Consider the following 16,903-nt stretch of genomic DNA (forward strand, 5'->3'; position numbering starts at 1 on the left):
AGCCGGCGATGTTGGCCTGGCTGGAGAGCACGTCCATGCTCTGCGCGCGCGTGGTGCGCGGGGCGGCTTCGAGCGCGAAGCTGGTCAGCCCGGCGGCGGCCAGCCGCTCCAGCCCTTCGCGGTCGAAGGGATTGAGCATGCCCACCAGCGTGGCGCCGGGCTTCATGAGCCCGAGCTCCTCGGGCGAGGGCGGGCGCACCTTGAGCACCAGCTCGCAGCCCAGCGCGGCGGACGCATCCAAGATCTCGGCGCCCACCGCAGCATAGGCCGCATCAGGGGCGGCCGCCGCCACGCCGGCGCCGGATTGCACGCACAGCCGGTGGCCCTGGGCCATGAGCTTCCTTGCCGTCTCCGGCGTGACGGCTACCCGGGTCTCGCCCGGTGTGCTTTCTCGGGGTATGCCGATGTACATCGACCAGCCTCTGGCAGATTGAGGGTGCTTGGACGTCCTGACGCCGGTGTCGGGCGACCGGAGGTACCGGCTGTCGTCAGAGCACGTTGACCAGCTGCGGTACGGCCGCGAACAGATCGGCTTCCAGGGCGTAATCGGCCACGGAAAATATGGGTGCCTCCGGGTCCTTGTTGATGGCCACGATGACCTTGGAGTCCTTCATCCCAGCAAGATGCTGGATCGCGCCGCTGATGCCGCAGGCGACGTACAGCGCGGGCGCCACGATCTTGCCGGTCTGGCCCACCTGCCAGTCGTTGGGGGCGTAGCCGGCGTCCACCGCGGCACGCGAGGCACCCAGCGCCGCGCCCAGCTTGTCGGCCAGCGGCGTGAGCACTTCCGTGAACTTCTCCGCCGAGCCCAGCGCGCGGCCGCCCGACACGACGATCTTGGCATCCGAGAGCTCGGGGCGGTCACTCCTGGTCAACTCGCGACTCACGAGGGCACTGTTGCCGCTGTCGGGGACCGGCACGACAGCCTCCCCCGGCGCCGTACCGCCACTCGCCCGTGCCGGCTCGAAGCTCGTGCTGCGCACGGTGAGCACCTTCACGGGGTCGGCACTGCGCACGGTCGCGATGGCATTTCCGGCATAGATCGGACGCTCGAACGTATCCGACGCAACGACCCTGATCACGTCGCTCAGCTGCGAGACGTCCAGCCTGGCCGCCACGCGCGGAGCGAGGTTGCGACCGCAGGCCGTGGACGGGAACAGGATGTGGCTGTAGCCGGGCGCCACGGCCAGCACCTGCGCGGCCAGGTTCTCGGCCAGCTGCGAGGCGAGCGCTGCCGAGTCGGCGTGAAGCACCTTGGCCACACCCTGGACGCTCGCTGCTGCCTGCGCTGCCGGGCCGGCGTTCTCCCCGGCCACCAGCACATGGACCTCGCCGCCACATTGAAGGGCCGCGGTGATCGTGTTGAGGGTCGCGCTCTTGAGCTGCGCGTTGTCGTGTTCGGCAATGACAAGGACGGACATCTCAGATCACCTTGGCTTCGTTCTTCAGTTTCTCGACGAGGGTTGCCACGTCGGCCACCTTCACCCCGGCGCCGCGCTTGGGCGGCTCGCTCACGTTGAGCGTCGTGATGCGCGACACCACGTTGACGCCAAGCGCGCCGGGATCGAGGATGGCCAGCGGCTTCTTCTTGGCCTTCATGATGTTGGGCAGCGTCACGTAGCGCGGCTCGTTCAGGCGCAGGTCGGTCGTGACGACCGCGGGCAGCGTGACGTCCACGGTTTCCAGGCCGCCATCCACTTCGCGGGTGACCCTGGCCCTGCCGTCCGACACGGCGAGCTCGGAAGCAAAGGTGGCCTGGGGAAGATCAGCCAGCGCGGCGAGCATCTGGCCGGTCTGGTTGCAGTCGCCGTCGATGGCCTGCTTGCCCACGATCACCAGGCTCGGCTGCTCCTTTTCCACGACGGCCTTGAGCAGCTTCGCCACGGTCAGCGGCTGCAACTCGGCATCGGTCTCGACCAGGATGGCGCGGTCCGCGCCGATGGCCAGCGCCGTGCGCAGCGTTTCCTGGCAGACGGCGGGGCCGCAGGACACGGCAATGACTTCCGTGGCGACGCCCTTTTCCTTGAGCCGCACGGCCTCCTCGACGGCGATCTCGTCGAAGGGATTCATGCTCATCTTGACGTTGGCGAGGTCCACGCCGCTGCCGTCGGACTTGACGCGGACCTTGACGTTGTAGTCTACGACGCGCTTCACGGCGACCAGTACCTTCATGAATGTCTCCAGGTTGGGCCTCACGCCTGGCCAGGCGTGAAGGCCGTTGACAACGTATCGAACAGGGCCGCGCGCCGCTCGACGAAGGCGCGCACGCCCTCGCGGCCGTCGGGCGTGGTGGCCGCCGCGGCGATCTCGCGTGCCTCGGCCTGCAGATGCGCTTCCAGCCCAGTGTCGAAGCTCTGCAGCAGCAGCCGGCGCGAGCGGCCCAGCGCCTGCGTGGCGTAGCTCGCCAGCCTGGTGGCAACTGCCATGGCCTCCTGCGCGAGGTCGGCGTCATCGACCACGCGGGTGACAAGCCCCAGCTCCCGCGCCTCCTCGGCGCGCACACGCCGGTTGGTGAGGATCATGTCCTGGGCCTGCCGCAGGCCCGCGAGCCTGGGCAACCACCAGGAGGCGCCGGCGTCGGGGGAGAGCCCGATCGCCGTGTACGCGGCCGTGAGGTGGGCCGATCGGGCCGCGAGCACCACGTCGCCCATCAGTGCCAGGCCGAGCCCCGCACCGGCGGCCGCGCCGTTCAGCGCCGTCACCAGGGGCTTGTCCATGCGCGCCAGCCGGGCCACCGCCGCGTGCAGGCTGGCGGTGATGTCCATCACCAGCGCAGGGAGCGCGGTGCCGGCCTGCTGGAAGGCACCGATGTCGCCGCCGGCGCAGAACAGCTTGCCGCTGCCGGTGAGCAGCACGCAGCGGATGGAGGCGTCGGCGTCGCAGGCGATGGCAGCCGCCAGCAGGGTCCTGGCGAGCGGGGCGTCCATCGCGTTACCCTGCGCCGGCCGGTTCAATGTCAGCCGGGCCACGGGACCGAAGCGTTCAACGAGCAGCAAGGAGGTGGAAGTCATGCGGCGTACAGGAGGGGAGTGCCTTCACTGTGCCGCCGAGGCTGCTGCCGCGCGCCGTCCGAACGGACGATGGGCGCTTCGCTTGTCAGCGCCAGTTCGGCGCTTCCACACCACCGTCGACGCCCAGGATCTTCCCCGTGATCCAGCGCGCTGCGGGCGAAGCCAGGAACAGCGCCGCGGCGGCGATGTCTTCAGGCTGCCCCAGGCAGCCCATGGGCGTGCCGTCCAGCAGGGCCTGCTTGCGTTCGGGCGTCAGGAAGGGTGCGAGCGCATCCGTCATGATGGTCCCGGGCTCGATGGCGTTGATGCGGACGTGCGGCGCGTAGTCCTGGGCCAGGTTGCGCGTGAGCTGGTTCAGCGCCGCCTTGGCCGCGCCGTAGGCGCTGAAGTGCTTCTGCGCATAGCGGGCGGCGGTGGAGGAGATGTTGACCACGGCCCCGCCGCCGGCGTCGCGCATGTGCGGCGCCGCCTTCTGGATCAGCAGGTAGGCGGGCTGGACGTTCCAGCACAGGACGCGGCTGAACTCGGCGGCGCCCATGCGGCGCGGGTCGTTGGGGCCTGCGCCGCCCGCGTTGTTGACCAGCAGCGTGATTCGGCCCAGCTCTTCGCGCGTGCGCGCCACGAGCCGGTCCAGTGCCGCCTCGTCGGCGACGTCACCGGCCACCGCGATGGCGCGGCGGCCCATGGCGGCGATCTCGGCGGCCACGGCATCGACGTCGGATGAAGTGCGGGCGGCCAGCGCCACGTCGGCGCCGGCGCGGGCAAAGGCCAGCGCGCAGGCGCGGCCGATGCCCTTGCCGGCACCGGTGACGATGGCGACCTGGCCATCGAGGGAGAAAAGGGGCAGTACTGCGGTCATCGGTGCCTCCTCGGCAGTGAAGGGATCACCGATGTTCGGCCGCGCCCCCGGCGCGGCCATCGTGCGAACGGACGATGCGGCCGGCGCGGTGCCGGCGTCTCGGTCGTCGTGCTCAGCGCGTGACGGCCGCGCGCAGCATCTGCGCGAAAGCGTCGCTGTAGGGAGGGAGCATGCCGAAGCCGCGCCGCGGGTCCTGCGCCCCGGCCTGGTAGACCGTGCGGGCGTGGCTGAACTCCAGGAAGCCCTCGCGGCCGTGGTAGCGCCCCATGCCAGAGGTACCGACACCGCCGAACGGTGCGTCCTCAACTGCCGGGTGCATGCACACGTCACCCAGCGACACCCCGCCCGAGAGCGTGCGCTGCAGCACCTGCTCCTGCTCGTCGGCGTCGCTGCCGAACCAGTAGAGCGCCAGCGGCCGGGGCCCGGCAGCCACGGCCGCCAGGGCGTCCTCGAAGGCCTGGTAGGTGCGCAGCACCAGCGCCGGTCCGAAGATCTCGTGCTGCATGATCAGGCTGTCGGCGGGCGGGTCGATGACCACGCGCAGCGGCATGCGCCGCTCGGCGGCGCCCCGCGCATCCGGCCAGCCGCCGGCCATGCGGATCTGCGCGCCGCGCGCGGCAGCGTCGGCGATGTAGGACTCCACGCGCGCGAAGTGCCGCTCGTTGATCACGGGCACCACGTCGGCATTGCCGGCGATGGTGGGGAACAGCGTGCGCCAGGCCGTGTCCAGGGCGCTGACCAGCGCCTCGGCCTGCGAGGCATGCACCCACACCACGTCGGGTGCGACGCACAGTTGCCCGCCGTTGGTGCTCTTGCCCACGGCAATGCGCTCGGCGACGCCCGCGATGTCGGCATCGCGCCCGACGAGCACCGGCGACTTGCCGCCGAGCTCCAGCGTGACCGGCACCAGGTTGGCCGCGGCGGCTTGCATCACCAGGCGACCCACGGCCGTCGATCCGGTAAACACCAGGTGATCCCAGGGCTGCGCGGCAAAGTCGGCGCCCACGTCGGCCCCGCCGGTGACCACGGCCAGCTCCTGGGGCTCGAAGAAGGCCACCACCGCCTGCGCCAGCACCTCGGCCGTGCGCGGCGTGAGCTCGGAAGGCTTGAGCACCGCCCGGTTGCCTGCCGCCAGCACGCTGGCCAGGGGCGACAGCAGCGTGTAGAGCGGCGCGTTCCAGGTGCCGATGATGCCCACCACGCCCTTGGGCTGGTACTGCACCCACGCGCCGGCGCCGAACGCGTCGAACGGTGCCATGGCCGGTCGGGGCTCGCGTGGCGTCCACTGGGGCAGGTGGTCGCGCGCATGCTTGAGCGATGCCAGAGACCCCAGCACGTCGTTCATCAGCGAGAAGACCGGCGAGCGGCCACCGAAGTCGGCCTCCATCGCGCGGCACAGGGCTTCATGGTGTTCGACCAGCAGGTCGATTACCCGCTGCAGCCGCGCTTGGCGCACTGCATCCGGGTCAGGGCCGGAGGCGAGGAAGGCTGCGCGCTGCACGTCGAGCAGTGCACGCGCCGAGGTTGTCCGGGGCATGGCGTCGTCTCCTGTGTTGGTTGTTCCGGGGCTCACCGCCCCGCGGTCCGCAATGATGGACTCAGCCACTCCAGGGTGCCGCGCCGTACGGGGTTGCACTTCGTCCGAAGGGACGATGCCTGCCATGGCAAAGGCCGCCGACGATGGGGCATCCTCCACCGCCGCCACTGCTGCCCATGCCGCAAGAGAACTCCTGGCGCACCCATCTGAGCTTGGTGCTGCTGACACTGGTCTACGTGTTTTCCTTCATCGACCGGCAGGTGCTGGCGATCCTGATCGAGCCGATCAAGCGCGAGTTCGGCGCCTCGGACACGCAAATGGGCCTGCTCAGCGGGCTGGCCTTCGGGCTGCTGTACGCGGCGCTGGGCGTGCCCGTGGGCCGGCTGGCTGACCGCCGCAGCCGGCGCAACATCGTGGCGCTGTGCTGCAGCCTCTGGAGCCTGGCCACGATGGCCTGCGGGATGGCGACGCAGTTCTGGCAACTGCTGCTGGCGCGCATGTCGGTGGCCGTGGGAGAGGCCGGCGGCATGGCGCCCTCCATCTCCATCGTGTCCGACCTGTACCCCAAGCATCGGCGCTCCATGGCGATCAGCCTGTTCATGATGGGCCCGCATTTCGGCGCGCTGCTGGGCCTGGCGCTGGGCGGCTGGATCGCGCAGCACTATGGCTGGCGGGCAACCTTCCTGTGGTTCGGCGCACCCGGCGTCGTGCTGGGCCTGCTGGTGTGGCTGCTGGTGCGCGAGCCGCACCGCCAAGGCGTCGCTGCCTCGTCCGCGCCCTCGGCCGAGCCGATGCTGCGCCAGGTGTGGCGATTGCTGGCCATGCCGGCCTTCCGGTACCTGGCGCTGGCCTGCGGCATTGCCGGCGTGGCCGGCTATGGCTACGGCGTGTGGTCGCCAAGCTTCCTGGTGCGCAGCCACGGCCTCGACATCGCGCAGGCCGGCCTGCTGTATGGCGGTGCCAGTGGCCTGGGCGCCATTGCCGGCGCCATCTTCTGCGGCTGGCTGTGCGACTGGCTGGTGCAGCGCGACATGCGTTGGCAACTCGGGCTGCCCTTGGCCGGCGTGGCGCTGTCGCTGCCCCTGGCACTGGGCTTCTTCCTGTGGCCCGCGGGTGGGCACTGGAGCGTGGGCGGGCTGCAGATCCCGCATGCCCTGGCCTTCGCCCTGGGCTTTGCCTTCTTCGCCAGCTGGTGGCCGCCGCTGTCCTACAGCGCCGTGAGCCACATGGTCGATCCCGCTGAACGCAGCGTCGCGGCCGCGCTGCTGAACTTCTTCATCACCCTGTTCGGCGTGGGTGCCGGCCCGCTGGTCACCGGTGCGCTGAGCGACTGGCTCACCCCCCTGTACGGCGCCGAGGCGCTGCGCCATGCCCTGCTGGGCGCCGTGAGCCTGCTGACGCTGACGCTGGTGTTCATGGCGCTGGCCATCGAGCCGTACCGGCAGCAACTGCGCCGCCTGGGGGCCGCCGCCCCTGCCCTGTCCTGAAACCATTCCGAGGAAACTTACTGATGAACGACACACCCGTGGTGCTGGTCACCGGCGCCAGCCGAGGCATCGGCGCAGCCACTGCCGAAGCCTTCGGCCGCGCGGGCTGGCGCGTGGCCATCACGGCCCGCACGCTGAGCGAAGAAAAGCCGCTGACGCACCAGTTGCGCCGTCCCGACGGCACGCTGCTGTCGGGCAGCCTGTATCGAACGGCCAAGGCCGTGACCGCCACGGGTGCCGAGGTGCTGACCCTCCCGATGGACCTGCTGGACCCGGACTCGCTCGATGCGGCGCTGGATGTGGTGATCGGCCGCTGGGACCGTATCGACCTGCTGATCAACAACGCCGTCTACCAGGACCCCGAGATGAACGCGATGCTGCTCGATCTCGATGATGCGGCGCTGATGCGCACGCTGCAGGGCAACGTCGTGGCGCCATTGCGCCTGGTGCGCCGGGTGCTGCCGCGCATGCTCGGACGCCGTGGCGGGCAGATCATCAACGTCTGTTCCGGAGCCGGCCAGAGCGACCCGCCCGTGCCGGCCAACCGGGGCGGCTGGGGATTTGCCTACGGTGCGTCCAAGGCGGCGTTGGCGCGCCTGGCCGGGTGCATCAACCGCGAACATGGCGCACGCGGCATACGCGCCTTCAGCGTCAATCCCGGCCTGGTCAGCACCGAGGCCGTGACCGCGACGCTGGGCGATGGCGGGGTGCTGGAACAGCGCTTCGGCGCCATGCGGCCCGAGGCCATCGCGGCGGCCCTGCTGTGGCTGGCGACCGATCCGCGGGCCGCCGAGCTGGCGCGCAAGCCCAGCATGATCGAGCTGCAAGCGCTGGTGCGCGAACACGGGCTGGCGCCCTGAGGAGCTGCCGGGGCGCCAGGCGGCAGCCCCGCGCCAACCGCGTCAATTGCGCGAGCCGAGCCAGGCGACGCTGTTGAGGAAGATGCGCACCAGCTCGGTCTGGCGCCGCACGCCGGTCTTGGAGAAGATCGACCGCAGGTGTGCCCGCGCGGTGTTGCGGCGGATGTTGAGCGCCTCCGCAGCCTCTTCCAACGACAGCCCGTTGGCCAGCTCGATGGCCAGCGCACTTTCCGCGGGCGTGAGCTGGAAAAGCTGCTGCGCCAACTTCACCGGCGGGTGCGCCTTGCCCTCGGTGTCGCGGACGAACACCGCCACGCTGGGCCGATGCTTGCCTTCCGTCCACTGGTCAGGCGAGATCGCCTGCACCACCACGCCCCAGCTGAGCTGACCCGACGGACGGCTCACGGACATGGCTTCCGTGAGCCCCGCCTCCGACGCCTGCGGATGGGTCAGGGCCTCACGCACCAGGCGCTGGAGCTTGCGGTCGTCATTGGCATACGTGGCCTCCAGCTGCTGGCCCACAACGCGCAGGCCGTCTTCCATCTCCAGGATGCCGGCGGCTGCAGGATTGCACTCGATGACCTCGCCGTTCTCGTCCAGCACTACCACGCCGACCATCAGCTGGGCCATGGCGTGGCCGTAGAGCGAGTTGAGCTTGCGGTCCTGGTGGATGGAGAGGTGCAGGTTCAGCGCACGCTTGAGGTGCGGTACCAGGCGGCGGGCAAACTCGACATCCGCCGTCGAGAACGCCGGCGCCTGTTCCGGGCGCGTGACCCGGAACCCGTACACGCCACCGTCACTGGTGGCCAGGTCCACGGCCAGCACATGGAACACGTCATGAGGCTGGCACCAGTCGCGGTAATAGGACGACGCCCGCCAGTCGACCTCGGGCAGGATGTCCTGGATCGTCACCACCTTGTCCGGCGTCAGCCCCTTGAAGGGGCTCATGGCGATGTAGCGGTTGTGTGGCGAAAGCACGCGGCGGTCACCCGAAGACGACACGATCAGCCCCAGGTCGTCGACACCGCCCGGGCGCACGATCAGCGAGGTGTAGTTGCCCCGCAGCTCCAGCCGGAGCTGGTCCAGGCAATCGGCCCAGCGCGACGTGTCCAGCGGCACGTCATAGATGACACCCAGCAGATTGCTGAAGCGCTCGATGGACGTGGCCGCCGCAGGGCCTGCGGCCACGGGTGCGCCGGGGGTTGTCTCCAATTCCGCCTCTGTGGACGGGTCGTCAATGCAACTGCTCATCACGGTCTCAGTGTAGGGAGGGTCCGTACAGGTGTGCATTGAGGAAAGCCCGCAAGCAAATCCAGCCGAACTCTCCGGGTATTAGACGATTTTTCGTATGGAAACATCATCCCGGCCTTCACAGTGCCGGATGGCGCTGTTGCCAGGGCGCGGCCTGCTCAAGCTGCGCGGCCAGCGACAGCAGCCGGGCCTCGTCCCCGAAAGGCGCCGCGAACTGCGCGCCTATCGGCATGCCCGCGGCGTTCCAATGCAGCGGCACCGACATGGCCGGATGGCCGCTCATGTTGAACATGGCCGTGAACGGCGAGGCCATCATTGCCGACTTGACGTAGTCGTCGAAGGGCTGGTCGAGCGACATCGCGCCGAGCCTGGGCGCCGGCGCGGCCGTGACCGGTGACAGCAGGAGGTCGTACGTGCCGAAGAACAGGTCGAAGGTGCGCCCGACCTGGTCGAAGGCGCTGCGGGCCGCCAGCACCTGCTCGGCGCTGTAGCCGCGCGCCAGGTTGAGGCTGCGCCAGTTGATCGGCTCGAATTCGTCCTCGCGGGCGGCGCGGCCGATGGCCTTCTCGCGCGCACGGACGGTGCTGAGCATGCCGGTGGCTGTGACCACGCCCATGCCGGTGAACATCTCCCCGATCAGCTCCCGGCTCAGCAGCCGTGCCGGTGCGGGCTCGACGCTGTGACCCAAAGACTCGCACAGCTTCGCCGCCGCGCGCGCGGCGGCAAGGCAGTCCGGGTGCACGGGCAGGCCGAAGACGTTCTCCTCCAGCAACGCGATGCGCAGCCGGCGCGGTGGCCGCTCGATGGCGGCCAGCAAGGGCTGCACCGGCGGGGCGCTGCGGCTGCCGGGCTCCGCGCCCTGGGTGAGCTGCAGCAGCAGCGCGCTGTCGCGCACCGAGCGGCTGATGGCATGGTTGATCGACAAGCCCAGCCAGCCTTCCAGCGCCTTGGGCCCTGCCGGCACGCGGCCGCGGCTGGGCTTGAGCCCGAACAGGCCGCAATGCGAGGCGGGGATGCGGATCGAGCCGCCACCGTCGCTGGCATGGGCCACGGGCACCATGCCGCTGGCCACTGCCACCGCCGCGCCACCCGATGATCCACCGCTGCTCAGGACCGTATTCCACGGATTGCGCGTGAGCCCGAACAGCCTCGACTCCGTGGTGGCGGTTTGCCCAAACTCCGGCGAGGTGGTCTTGGCAAAAACGTTCAGCCCCGCCGCGCGGTAGCGCTGCACCAGCGTGGAGTCGTGGTCGGCCACGGCGTCCTTGAAGAACGCGCTGCCGTTGGTGGTCACCGTGCCGGCCATCGCCACGCCCAGGTCCTTGAGCGCGAAAGGCACGCCCAGCAACGGCGCGGACTCGGCGCGGCGCGCCCGCTCGCCGCGGCTCAGCGCGGACAGCCCGCGGGCCGCCTCGCGGGCCGCCTCGAAGTGGCGCAGCGCGATGGCGTTGAGCGCGGCATGGGCCTCGGTACGGGCGATGGCCGCGTCGAGCGCTTCGAGCGGCGTGACCTCGCCGTTGCGGATCTTCGCCGCCAGCGCGGTGGCGTCCCATCGTTCGTACTCGGGCAGCGGACGCGCCCCCGCAGGCGCGGCCTGCAAACCGAGCGAGGCCGCCCCGGCTACCGCCACCTTGATGAACCCGCGCCGCCCGGCATCAGGTTGTTCAGCCATCGAACATCTCCCCGTCACAGCCGCTCGATGATGGTGACGTTGGCCTGCCCGCCACCCTCGCACATGGTCTGCAGCCCGAAGCGCCCGCCGGTTCGCTCCAGCTCGTGCAGCAGGGTCGTCATCAGCTTGGCGCCCGAGGCCCCCAGGGGATGGCCCAGCGCGATGGCACCGCCATTGACGTTGGTGCGCTCCAGCGGATAGTCGGTCTCCCTGAGCCAGGCCATCACGACCGATGCGAACGCCTCGTTGATCTCCACGAGGTCGATGTCGTGCAGCTTCATGCCGGCCTTGCGCAGGGCATGCGCGGTGGCCGGGATGGGAGCGGTGAGGTGCCAGATCGGGTCGTCGGCGCGCACGCTCAGGTGATGGATGCGTGCCCGGGGCTTGAGGCCGTAACGCTTGAGCGCGGTTTCCGACACCACCAGCAGCGCGGCCGCGGCATCGCAGGTCGAGCTCGATACCGCGGCCGTGATCTTGGGATAGGCCGGATCGACGGGCTCCAGCGAGGCCATCTTCTCCATCGAGGTCTCGCGCGCCGTCTCGTCCATGGCCAGCAAACCCGGCAGCGGCACCACCTCCCGGTCGAAGCGCCCGTCGCGGATAGCCTGCAATGCGCGGTCATGGCTGCGCTTGGCATAGACCTCCATGTCCTCGCGCGAGAGCTCCCAGCGGTCGGCAATGCGCTGCGCCGCATAGAACTGGTTCACCGGCGCGTCGCCGAACCGCGCGCGCCAGCCGCGGCATTCCGCAAACGGCGTGGTGAATCCCAGCGCCTGGCCCGCCAGCATGGCCGAGGAGATCGGGATGCTGCTCATCGTCTGCACGCCGCCGGCCAGCACCACGTCCATGGTGCCGCTCATCACGGCCTGCGCCGCGAAGTGCACCGCCTGCTGCGAGCTGCCGCACTGGCGGTCCACCGTCGTGCCGGGCACGTTCAGCGGCATGCCGGCCGCCAGCCACGCGGTGCGCGCGATGTCGCCCGCGAGCGGTCCAACGGTGTCCACGCAACCGAACACCACGTCGTCATACTCGGCCGCGGGCACGTCGTTGCGTTCGACGAGCGCCTTGATCACATGCGCGCCGAGGTCGGCGCCGTGCACCGCGGCGAGTGAGCCGCCGCGCTTGCCCGTGGGCGAGCGCAGTGCATCGACGATATAAGCTTCCTGTGCCATCGGGTCGGCTCCTGGAGTCACTGGTCGGGGAAAGTGGCGGCGGTGCCCAGCGGTGCGTCCTCGCCCAGCAGCGCGTCGGCCAGGCGTGTGCGGTGGAACGCGCGGTCGCCCCAGGCCGCGTCGAGCACCCAGGCCCGCTTCATGAACATCTGCAGGTCCACCTCCCAGGTGTAGCCCATGGCGCCATGCACCTGGATGCTCTTGCGCGCCGCGGTCCAGGCCGCATCCGCACAGGCGAGCTTGGCGTGGGAGACGCGCAGCGCGGTCTGCCGCTCTCCCTGGTCCAGCGCGACAACGGCGCGGTAGAGCACGGGGCGGGCGAACTCGATCTTGGTCACCACGTCAGCCAGCTGGTGCTTGACCGCCTGGAAGCTGCCGATGGGCTTGCCGAACTGCTTTCGCTGCGCGGCGTAATCCACCGCCAGGTCCAGCATGCGCTGCGCCAGGCCGACGAGTTGTCCGGCCACGCCGAGCGCGCCGCGCTCCAGTGCCTGGTCCCACAGCGGCTGGGCAGCGGCGCCATCGAGCACGCGCGTGGCGTCGTTCGGCTCCCAGCGCACCTGCGCCAGGCGCCGCGAGGAGTCGATGCTGGCCTGGGGCTCGACGTGCACCTGCTCGCGCCGCAGCGCATGCAGCTCCAGCCCCCGGGGCGTCGGGTGCGGCAGCAGCAGCAGGTCGGCCAGGCCGGCGTCCGCCACCCAGGGGTTGACCGGGTGGCCCACCGCGATGCGGCAATCTCCGTCCACGATGCGCGGCAACCAGGCACGGCGCAGCGGGTGTCCTTCGGGCAGCCCGGCCAGCATCGCCGCGGCCACGCAGGCCGTGTCGACCAGCGAATCGGAGAGGGCGTAGTACCCCAGCTCCTGCATCAGCAGCGCCCAGTCGACGTCGCCCAGCCCCATGCCGCCCTCGGCCTCGGGCACCGACAGCCCGGTGAGGCCCTGCGCCGCGATCTTGGCCCGCATTGACGGCGAACGCCCCTCGTCGGTTTGCCAGATCTCGCGCAGCGTCTCCGGTGCGGCCTCGATCATCAGCAGGCGGCTCAGCGAATCGCGGAACGCCAGCTGGTCGTCGGTAAAGCAAAAGTCCATCGGCGTGGCTCCCTCAGGCCTTGGGCAGGCCGAGCATGCGCTCGGCAATGATGTTGCGCTGGATCTCGTTGCTGCCGGCATAGATCGGCCCGGCCTGCGCGAACAGGAAACCGTCGAGCCAGTCCGCCACTTCGGGATCGTGCATGAGCTCGGCACGCGCTCCGAGGATGCGCATGGCCGTCTCGTGCAGCTCCAGGTCCAGCTCGGACCAGAAGATCTTGTTGGTGCTGGCCTCGGCGCCGATGCGCGCCCCGCGCTGCAGCCGCCCCACCGTGTGGTACGACGCCAACGTGTAGGCCTCGGCCCCCATCCAGGCCCGCAGCACGGCGTCCCGGATGGAAGGGTCGCGGTCCGCGGTGTCGCGGTGGCACCGGTAGAGCTGCACTAGGCGCTGCACGCTGCGCTGGTAGCGCGCGGGCGAGCGCAGCAGCAGCCCGCGCTCGAAGCCGGCCGTGGCCATCGCGACGTTCCAGCCCTGCCCTTCCTCGCCCAGCAGGCTCTCCACCGGCACGCGCACGTCGTCGAAGAACACCTCGGCGAACGCGGGCAGCCCGTTGAGCGCCTTGATCGGACGCACCGTGATCCCCGGCGTGTCCAGCGGCACCAGCAGGTAGCTCAAGCCGTGGTGGCGGCTCGATGCCGGGTCGCTGCGGAACAGCCCGAACATCCAGTTGGCGAAGATGGCGCGCGTGGACCAGATCTTCTGGCCGTTGAGCACGTAGTGGTCGCCGTCGCGCACGGCACGGCTGCTGATGGCGGCCATGTCGGAGCCGGCACCCGGCTCGCTCCAGCCTTGGGCCCACATGTCGTCGCAGCGCGCCATGCGGGGCAGGAAGCGGGCCTTCTGCGCCTCGGTGCCGAACTCCATCAGCGTCGGCCCCAGCAGCAGGATGCCGTTCTGGTTGACGCGCAGCGGCGCGTCGGCGGCCCAGTATTCCTCCTCGAAGATCAGCCACTCGATGAGGCCGCAGCCACGGCCGCCCAGTTCCCTGGGCCAGGTGACGCTGCTGTAGCCGGCGGACGCCAGCGTGGCTTCCCAGGCCCGGTGCTGTTCGAAGCCTTCACGGGTGTCGTAGCTGGCGAACCGCTCCCGCGGCACATGGGTGAACAGCCAGTCGCGCACCTCGGCGCGAAAGGCCCTCTGGGCGGGCGTGTAGCGCAGCTCCATGGGTTCTCGCTTTCTGTGGAATCAGAAGCGGGCTTCGCGCTTCTGCACGAAGGCCCGCCGCGTCTCGGCCGAATCCGGGCTCATGTAGGCCTGCAACGTGAAGCCCTGCTCCCAGCGGTACTTGGCTTCGAGGTTGCCGTCCTCGATGCCGGTGAGCGCCTCCTTGGCGATGCGGATCATCGCGGGGCTCTTGGCGGCGATCTTCGCGGCCACGGCCAGGGCCTCGTCGCGCAGCCGCTCGCGCGGCACCACGCGCTCGACGGCGCCCAGGCGCAGCGCCTCGGGCGCACCGATCATCTCCCCCGTGAAGAAGAGATAGCGCGTCTTCTGCACGCCGAACATGCGCTGCAGGTGCGCCGCGCCGCCCATGGCACCGCGGTCCACCTCCGGCAGCCCGAAACGGGCATCCTCCGCCGCGATGACGATGTCGGCCGCGCCGCAGATGCCGATGCCGCCGCCGAGCACGAAGCCGTGCACCGCGGCGATCACCGGCACGGGATTGAGGTGCACCGCCCTGAACGTGGCGTGGTTGCCCGCGTTGACCTCCACGATCAGGTCCGGGCGACCGTCGAGCTCCTTGATGTCCACGCCGGCGCAGAAGCCCCGGCCCTCGGCGCGGATGACGATCGCCCTCACCTCGCTGCGCCGCCCCAGCACCTCGATGGCCGCGGCCAGGGCGCGCCAGCCGGCACTCGGCAAGGCGTTGACCGGGGGATGGTCCAGCACGAGCTCGGCCACGCCGTCCTCGTGCACCGTGATCTTGAACGGTTCCTGCATGGTTTCTCCTCTTGTTCAGGCAGGCAGTCCCTGCAGCAGCACGGCACGGCGCTCGGCGGCCTGCGCGACGATGCCGTCGATGACGTCCCGGCACGAATCCAGCTGCCCGATGAGGGCGGCGACCTGCCCCGCGGACATCACGCCCTGCTCGGGTCGCCCCTGCACCATGGCCCGTTGCAGCAGCAACGGTGCGTTGCCGGCCATGACGGTCTGCGCCAGGCTGGCGGGGTCCTCGCGAAGGGTGCGCAGCAGCACCGCCGCGGCATGGCGCAGGCTCATGCCGGTCTGCGCCTTCCATTGCAGCGCGGTGCGCAGCGCGATGAGCGTGCGCCGCAGCGGGGCCGCCTGCTCCAGCCGCTCCAGCACCTCGTTGGGGATCATGCGCTGCGGCATGCCGTCCACGAGCGTGGAGACGCGGATGCGCTCCGGATCGCGCGTGCCCACGTAGCGCTGCAGCGTGGCCCCGGGCACGCCGCTGTCGCTGGTCATCAGGAAGCGCGTGCCCATGGCGATGCCCTGCGCGCCCCAGGCCAGCGCGGCCAGCAGACCGCGCCCGTCGTAGAAGCCGCCCGCGGCCACGACCGGCACCCGCACCGCATCGAGCACCTGGGGCAGCAGCACCGTGGTCGGTACCGAGCCGGTGTGCCCGCCGCCTTCGCCGCCCTGCACCGTCACCACGTTGGCGCCCAGCTCGATGGCCTTGAGGGCATGCTTGAGGGCGCCCACGGTGGGCATGCAGACGATGCCGGCATCGCGCAGCCGGGCGATGGTCTTGCGGTCCGGCCCGCGGCCGTAGCTCACGGCGCGCACACGGTGCCGCACCGCCAGGTCCAGCAGCTGCTGGGCGTTGGGCTGGAACATGTGGAAGTTCAGCCCGAAGGGCTTGTCCCCGGTGAGCTCGCGCACGCGCACGATCTCGGCCTCGATGCGCTCGGCCGCGATGGTGGCACCCGCCAGGAAGCCGAAGCCGCCGGCATTGCAGGTCGCCGCCACGAGACCGGAGCCGGCCACGTAACCCATGGCGGTCTGCACGATGGGGTAGCGGCAGCCCAGCAGCTCGCACAGCGGCGTGCGCAGGAAACCGTCGTCGAAGGGCGGGCGCAGGTCGTTCCTCATGCCGCCTTCCGGTTGGCCTCGGCCATGGAGCGCGCGTCGTGGCCGCCGAGGTGGTTGTCGGCCACCAGCTGGCCATGGGCGTGCGCGAGCTGGTGGTAGCCATAGGCCATGTCCACGGTGGCCCGCAGCCCCTGCAGCTCCGCCGCCCGGTTGACCACCTGCTTGGCCAGCGCCAGCGCCAGGCGCGGCTGCTGCGCGATGCGCTGCGCGATGGCCCAGGTCTGCTCCTGCAGCTGCGCGCGGGGCACGACGCGGTTGACCATGCCCATCTGGTGGGCGCGCTGCGCGTCCATCTTGTCGCCCAGGAACAGGAACTCCTTGGCGACCCGCGTGTTGAGCTCATGCGCGTGGGCGAAGTACTCGACGCCGGGAATGCCCATGCGCAGCACCGGGTCCTGGAAGAACGCATCGTCGCTGGCGACGATCAGGTCGCACACCCAGGCCAGCATCAGCCCGCCGGCGATGCACGCGCCCTGCACCATGGCGATGGTGGGTTTCGGCGCGTCGTGCCAGCGCCGGCACATGCCCAGGTAGACCTCCTGCTCCCGGGCGTAGTGGAACTCGGCGCCGGGCTTGTTGCTGTGGTCCCACCACAGCTGCGACCGCTGGTCGAAGCGGCGGTTCACGTCGCGCCCGGGCGTGCCGATGTCATGCCCGGCACTGAAGTGCTTGCCGGCGCCGCGCAGCACGATCACGCGCACCGCGTCGTCGTCCACGGCGCGGCCGAACGCCGCGTCGAGCGCGTAGGTCATCTGCGAGTTCTGGGCGTTGCCGAACGCGGGCCGGTTCATGGTCAGCGTGGCGATGCCCTCGCTCACCTCGTAGAGCACGGGCTCGCCGGTCTCGTAGACGGCCCGGTCCTCGCGCTGCACCAGCCGGTCGGCGGCGTGGGTCGTGGTCAT

The 16,903-nt window shown here is 70.4% G+C and carries 16 protein-coding genes; 2 read left to right on the forward strand and 14 right to left on the reverse strand.

The annotated features are described in order from the left end of the window. From HHL10_RS16905 to HHL10_RS16930, 6 genes are all read right to left on the reverse strand, one after another. Positions 1-412 (reverse strand): Rossmann-fold NAD(P)-binding domain-containing protein (locus tag HHL10_RS16905; protein ID WP_510528608.1); only part of this gene is annotated, 412 nt, incomplete at its 3' end. Between the two features lie 76 nt (positions 413-488). Continuing rightward, entirely contained in the window at positions 489-1,421 is a 933-nt protein-coding gene (locus HHL10_RS16910; RefSeq protein WP_169161572.1) for an electron transfer flavoprotein subunit alpha/FixB family protein, read from the reverse strand. A 1-nt stretch (position 1,422) separates the two neighbouring features. Beyond that, complete coding sequence (locus HHL10_RS16915) at positions 1,423-2,172, reverse strand: electron transfer flavoprotein subunit beta/FixA family protein (RefSeq protein ID WP_169161573.1); 750 nt, start codon at positions 2,170-2,172, stop codon at positions 1,423-1,425. Between the two features lie 20 nt (positions 2,173-2,192). Next, positions 2,193-3,011: an enoyl-CoA hydratase/isomerase family protein gene (locus HHL10_RS16920; protein WP_169161574.1), complete on the reverse strand. Its 819-nt coding sequence runs from the start codon at positions 3,009-3,011 to the stop codon at positions 2,193-2,195. A gap of 85 nt (positions 3,012-3,096) precedes the next feature. Continuing rightward, on the reverse strand, positions 3,097-3,870 hold the full coding sequence (locus tag HHL10_RS16925; RefSeq protein WP_169161575.1) for an SDR family NAD(P)-dependent oxidoreductase: 774 nt from the start codon (positions 3,868-3,870) through the stop codon (positions 3,097-3,099). A gap of 112 nt (positions 3,871-3,982) precedes the next feature. Further along, complete coding sequence (locus HHL10_RS16930) at positions 3,983-5,407, reverse strand: coniferyl aldehyde dehydrogenase (protein ID WP_169161576.1); 1,425 nt, start codon at positions 5,405-5,407, stop codon at positions 3,983-3,985. A 143-nt stretch (positions 5,408-5,550) separates the two neighbouring features. Here HHL10_RS16930 and HHL10_RS16935 point away from each other — a divergent pair, with 143 nt between their 5' ends. Next, positions 5,551-6,894, forward strand: coding sequence for a spinster family MFS transporter (locus HHL10_RS16935; RefSeq protein ID WP_235971574.1), 1,344 nt, complete (start codon positions 5,551-5,553; stop codon positions 6,892-6,894). Positions 6,895-6,917: 23 nt separating this feature from the next. Beyond that, positions 6,918-7,754 carry an SDR family NAD(P)-dependent oxidoreductase gene (locus HHL10_RS16940; protein WP_169161577.1) on the forward strand — a complete coding sequence of 279 codons (837 nt, stop codon included), beginning with the start codon at positions 6,918-6,920 and terminating at the stop codon, positions 7,752-7,754. A gap of 42 nt (positions 7,755-7,796) precedes the next feature. On the opposite strand, the gene HHL10_RS16945 is transcribed toward HHL10_RS16940, so the two are convergent. The 8 genes from HHL10_RS16945 to HHL10_RS16980 form a co-directional block, all read right to left on the reverse strand. Further along, on the reverse strand, positions 7,797-8,942 hold the full coding sequence (locus tag HHL10_RS16945; RefSeq protein WP_310734615.1) for a helix-turn-helix transcriptional regulator: 1,146 nt from the start codon (positions 8,940-8,942) through the stop codon (positions 7,797-7,799). A 181-nt stretch (positions 8,943-9,123) separates the two neighbouring features. Beyond that, a complete protein-coding gene (locus HHL10_RS16950; RefSeq protein ID WP_169161579.1) occupies positions 9,124-10,677 on the reverse strand; it encodes an amidase in 1,554 nt (517 codons plus the stop codon). A 14-nt stretch (positions 10,678-10,691) separates the two neighbouring features. Next, positions 10,692-11,849, reverse strand: a complete 1,158-nt coding sequence (locus HHL10_RS16955; RefSeq protein ID WP_169161580.1) for an acetyl-CoA C-acetyltransferase — start codon at positions 11,847-11,849, stop codon at positions 10,692-10,694. A gap of 17 nt (positions 11,850-11,866) precedes the next feature. Next, positions 11,867-12,940: an acyl-CoA dehydrogenase family protein gene (locus tag HHL10_RS16960; protein WP_169161581.1), complete on the reverse strand. Its 1,074-nt coding sequence runs from the start codon at positions 12,938-12,940 to the stop codon at positions 11,867-11,869. A gap of 13 nt (positions 12,941-12,953) precedes the next feature. Next, on the reverse strand, positions 12,954-14,108 hold the full coding sequence (locus HHL10_RS16965; protein ID WP_169161582.1) for an acyl-CoA dehydrogenase family protein: 1,155 nt from the start codon (positions 14,106-14,108) through the stop codon (positions 12,954-12,956). 21 nt (positions 14,109-14,129) lie between these two features. Then, positions 14,130-14,885: an enoyl-CoA hydratase family protein gene (locus HHL10_RS16970; protein WP_169161583.1), complete on the reverse strand. Its 756-nt coding sequence runs from the start codon at positions 14,883-14,885 to the stop codon at positions 14,130-14,132. A 15-nt stretch (positions 14,886-14,900) separates the two neighbouring features. Beyond that, positions 14,901-16,001 (reverse strand): NAD(P)H-dependent flavin oxidoreductase, encoded by a 1,101-nt coding sequence (locus HHL10_RS16975; protein ID WP_169161584.1) that lies wholly within the window; start codon positions 15,999-16,001, stop codon positions 14,901-14,903. Further along, the gene (locus tag HHL10_RS16980; RefSeq protein WP_169161585.1) at positions 15,998-16,903 is read right to left on the reverse strand and encodes an enoyl-CoA hydratase; all 906 of its coding nucleotides are present in this window, start codon (positions 16,901-16,903) and stop codon (positions 15,998-16,000) included. Before HHL10_RS16980 ends, HHL10_RS16975 begins: the two co-directional genes overlap by 4 nt.

Origin of the sequence: Azohydromonas caseinilytica, from assembly GCF_012927045.1 — a bacterium.
GTDB classification, from domain to species: Bacteria; Pseudomonadota; Gammaproteobacteria; order Burkholderiales; family Burkholderiaceae_C; genus Azohydromonas; species Azohydromonas caseinilytica.

What these genes read in the sequence shown, in the direction of transcription:
- HHL10_RS16910 (WP_169161572.1), bottom strand. Translation starts at nt 1,421, where the DNA reads ATGTCCGTCCTTGTCATTGCCGAACACGACAACGCGCAGCTCAAGAGC.
- HHL10_RS16915 (WP_169161573.1), bottom strand. Translation starts at nt 2,172, where the DNA reads ATGAAGGTACTGGTCGCCGTGAAGCGCGTCGTAGACTACAACGTCAAG.
- HHL10_RS16920 (WP_169161574.1), bottom strand. Translation starts at nt 3,011, where the DNA reads ATGACTTCCACCTCCTTGCTGCTCGTTGAACGCTTCGGTCCCGTGGCC.
- HHL10_RS16925 (WP_169161575.1), bottom strand. Translation starts at nt 3,870, where the DNA reads ATGACCGCAGTACTGCCCCTTTTCTCCCTCGATGGCCAGGTCGCCATC.
- HHL10_RS16930 (WP_169161576.1), bottom strand. Translation starts at nt 5,407, where the DNA reads ATGCCCCGGACAACCTCGGCGCGTGCACTGCTCGACGTGCAGCGCGCA.
- HHL10_RS16935 (WP_235971574.1), top strand. Translation starts at nt 5,551, where the DNA reads ATGGGGCATCCTCCACCGCCGCCACTGCTGCCCATGCCGCAAGAGAAC.
- HHL10_RS16940 (WP_169161577.1), top strand. Translation starts at nt 6,918, where the DNA reads ATGAACGACACACCCGTGGTGCTGGTCACCGGCGCCAGCCGAGGCATC.
- HHL10_RS16950 (WP_169161579.1), bottom strand. Translation starts at nt 10,677, where the DNA reads ATGGCTGAACAACCTGATGCCGGGCGGCGCGGGTTCATCAAGGTGGCG.
- HHL10_RS16955 (WP_169161580.1), bottom strand. Translation starts at nt 11,849, where the DNA reads ATGGCACAGGAAGCTTATATCGTCGATGCACTGCGCTCGCCCACGGGC.
- HHL10_RS16960 (WP_169161581.1), bottom strand. Translation starts at nt 12,940, where the DNA reads ATGGACTTTTGCTTTACCGACGACCAGCTGGCGTTCCGCGATTCGCTG.
- HHL10_RS16965 (WP_169161582.1), bottom strand. Translation starts at nt 14,108, where the DNA reads ATGGAGCTGCGCTACACGCCCGCCCAGAGGGCCTTTCGCGCCGAGGTG.
- HHL10_RS16970 (WP_169161583.1), bottom strand. Translation starts at nt 14,885, where the DNA reads ATGCAGGAACCGTTCAAGATCACGGTGCACGAGGACGGCGTGGCCGAG.
- HHL10_RS16975 (WP_169161584.1), bottom strand. Translation starts at nt 16,001, where the DNA reads ATGAGGAACGACCTGCGCCCGCCCTTCGACGACGGTTTCCTGCGCACG.
- HHL10_RS16980 (WP_169161585.1), bottom strand. Translation starts at nt 16,903, where the DNA reads ATGACCACGACCCACGCCGCCGACCGGCTGGTGCAGCGCGAGGACCGG.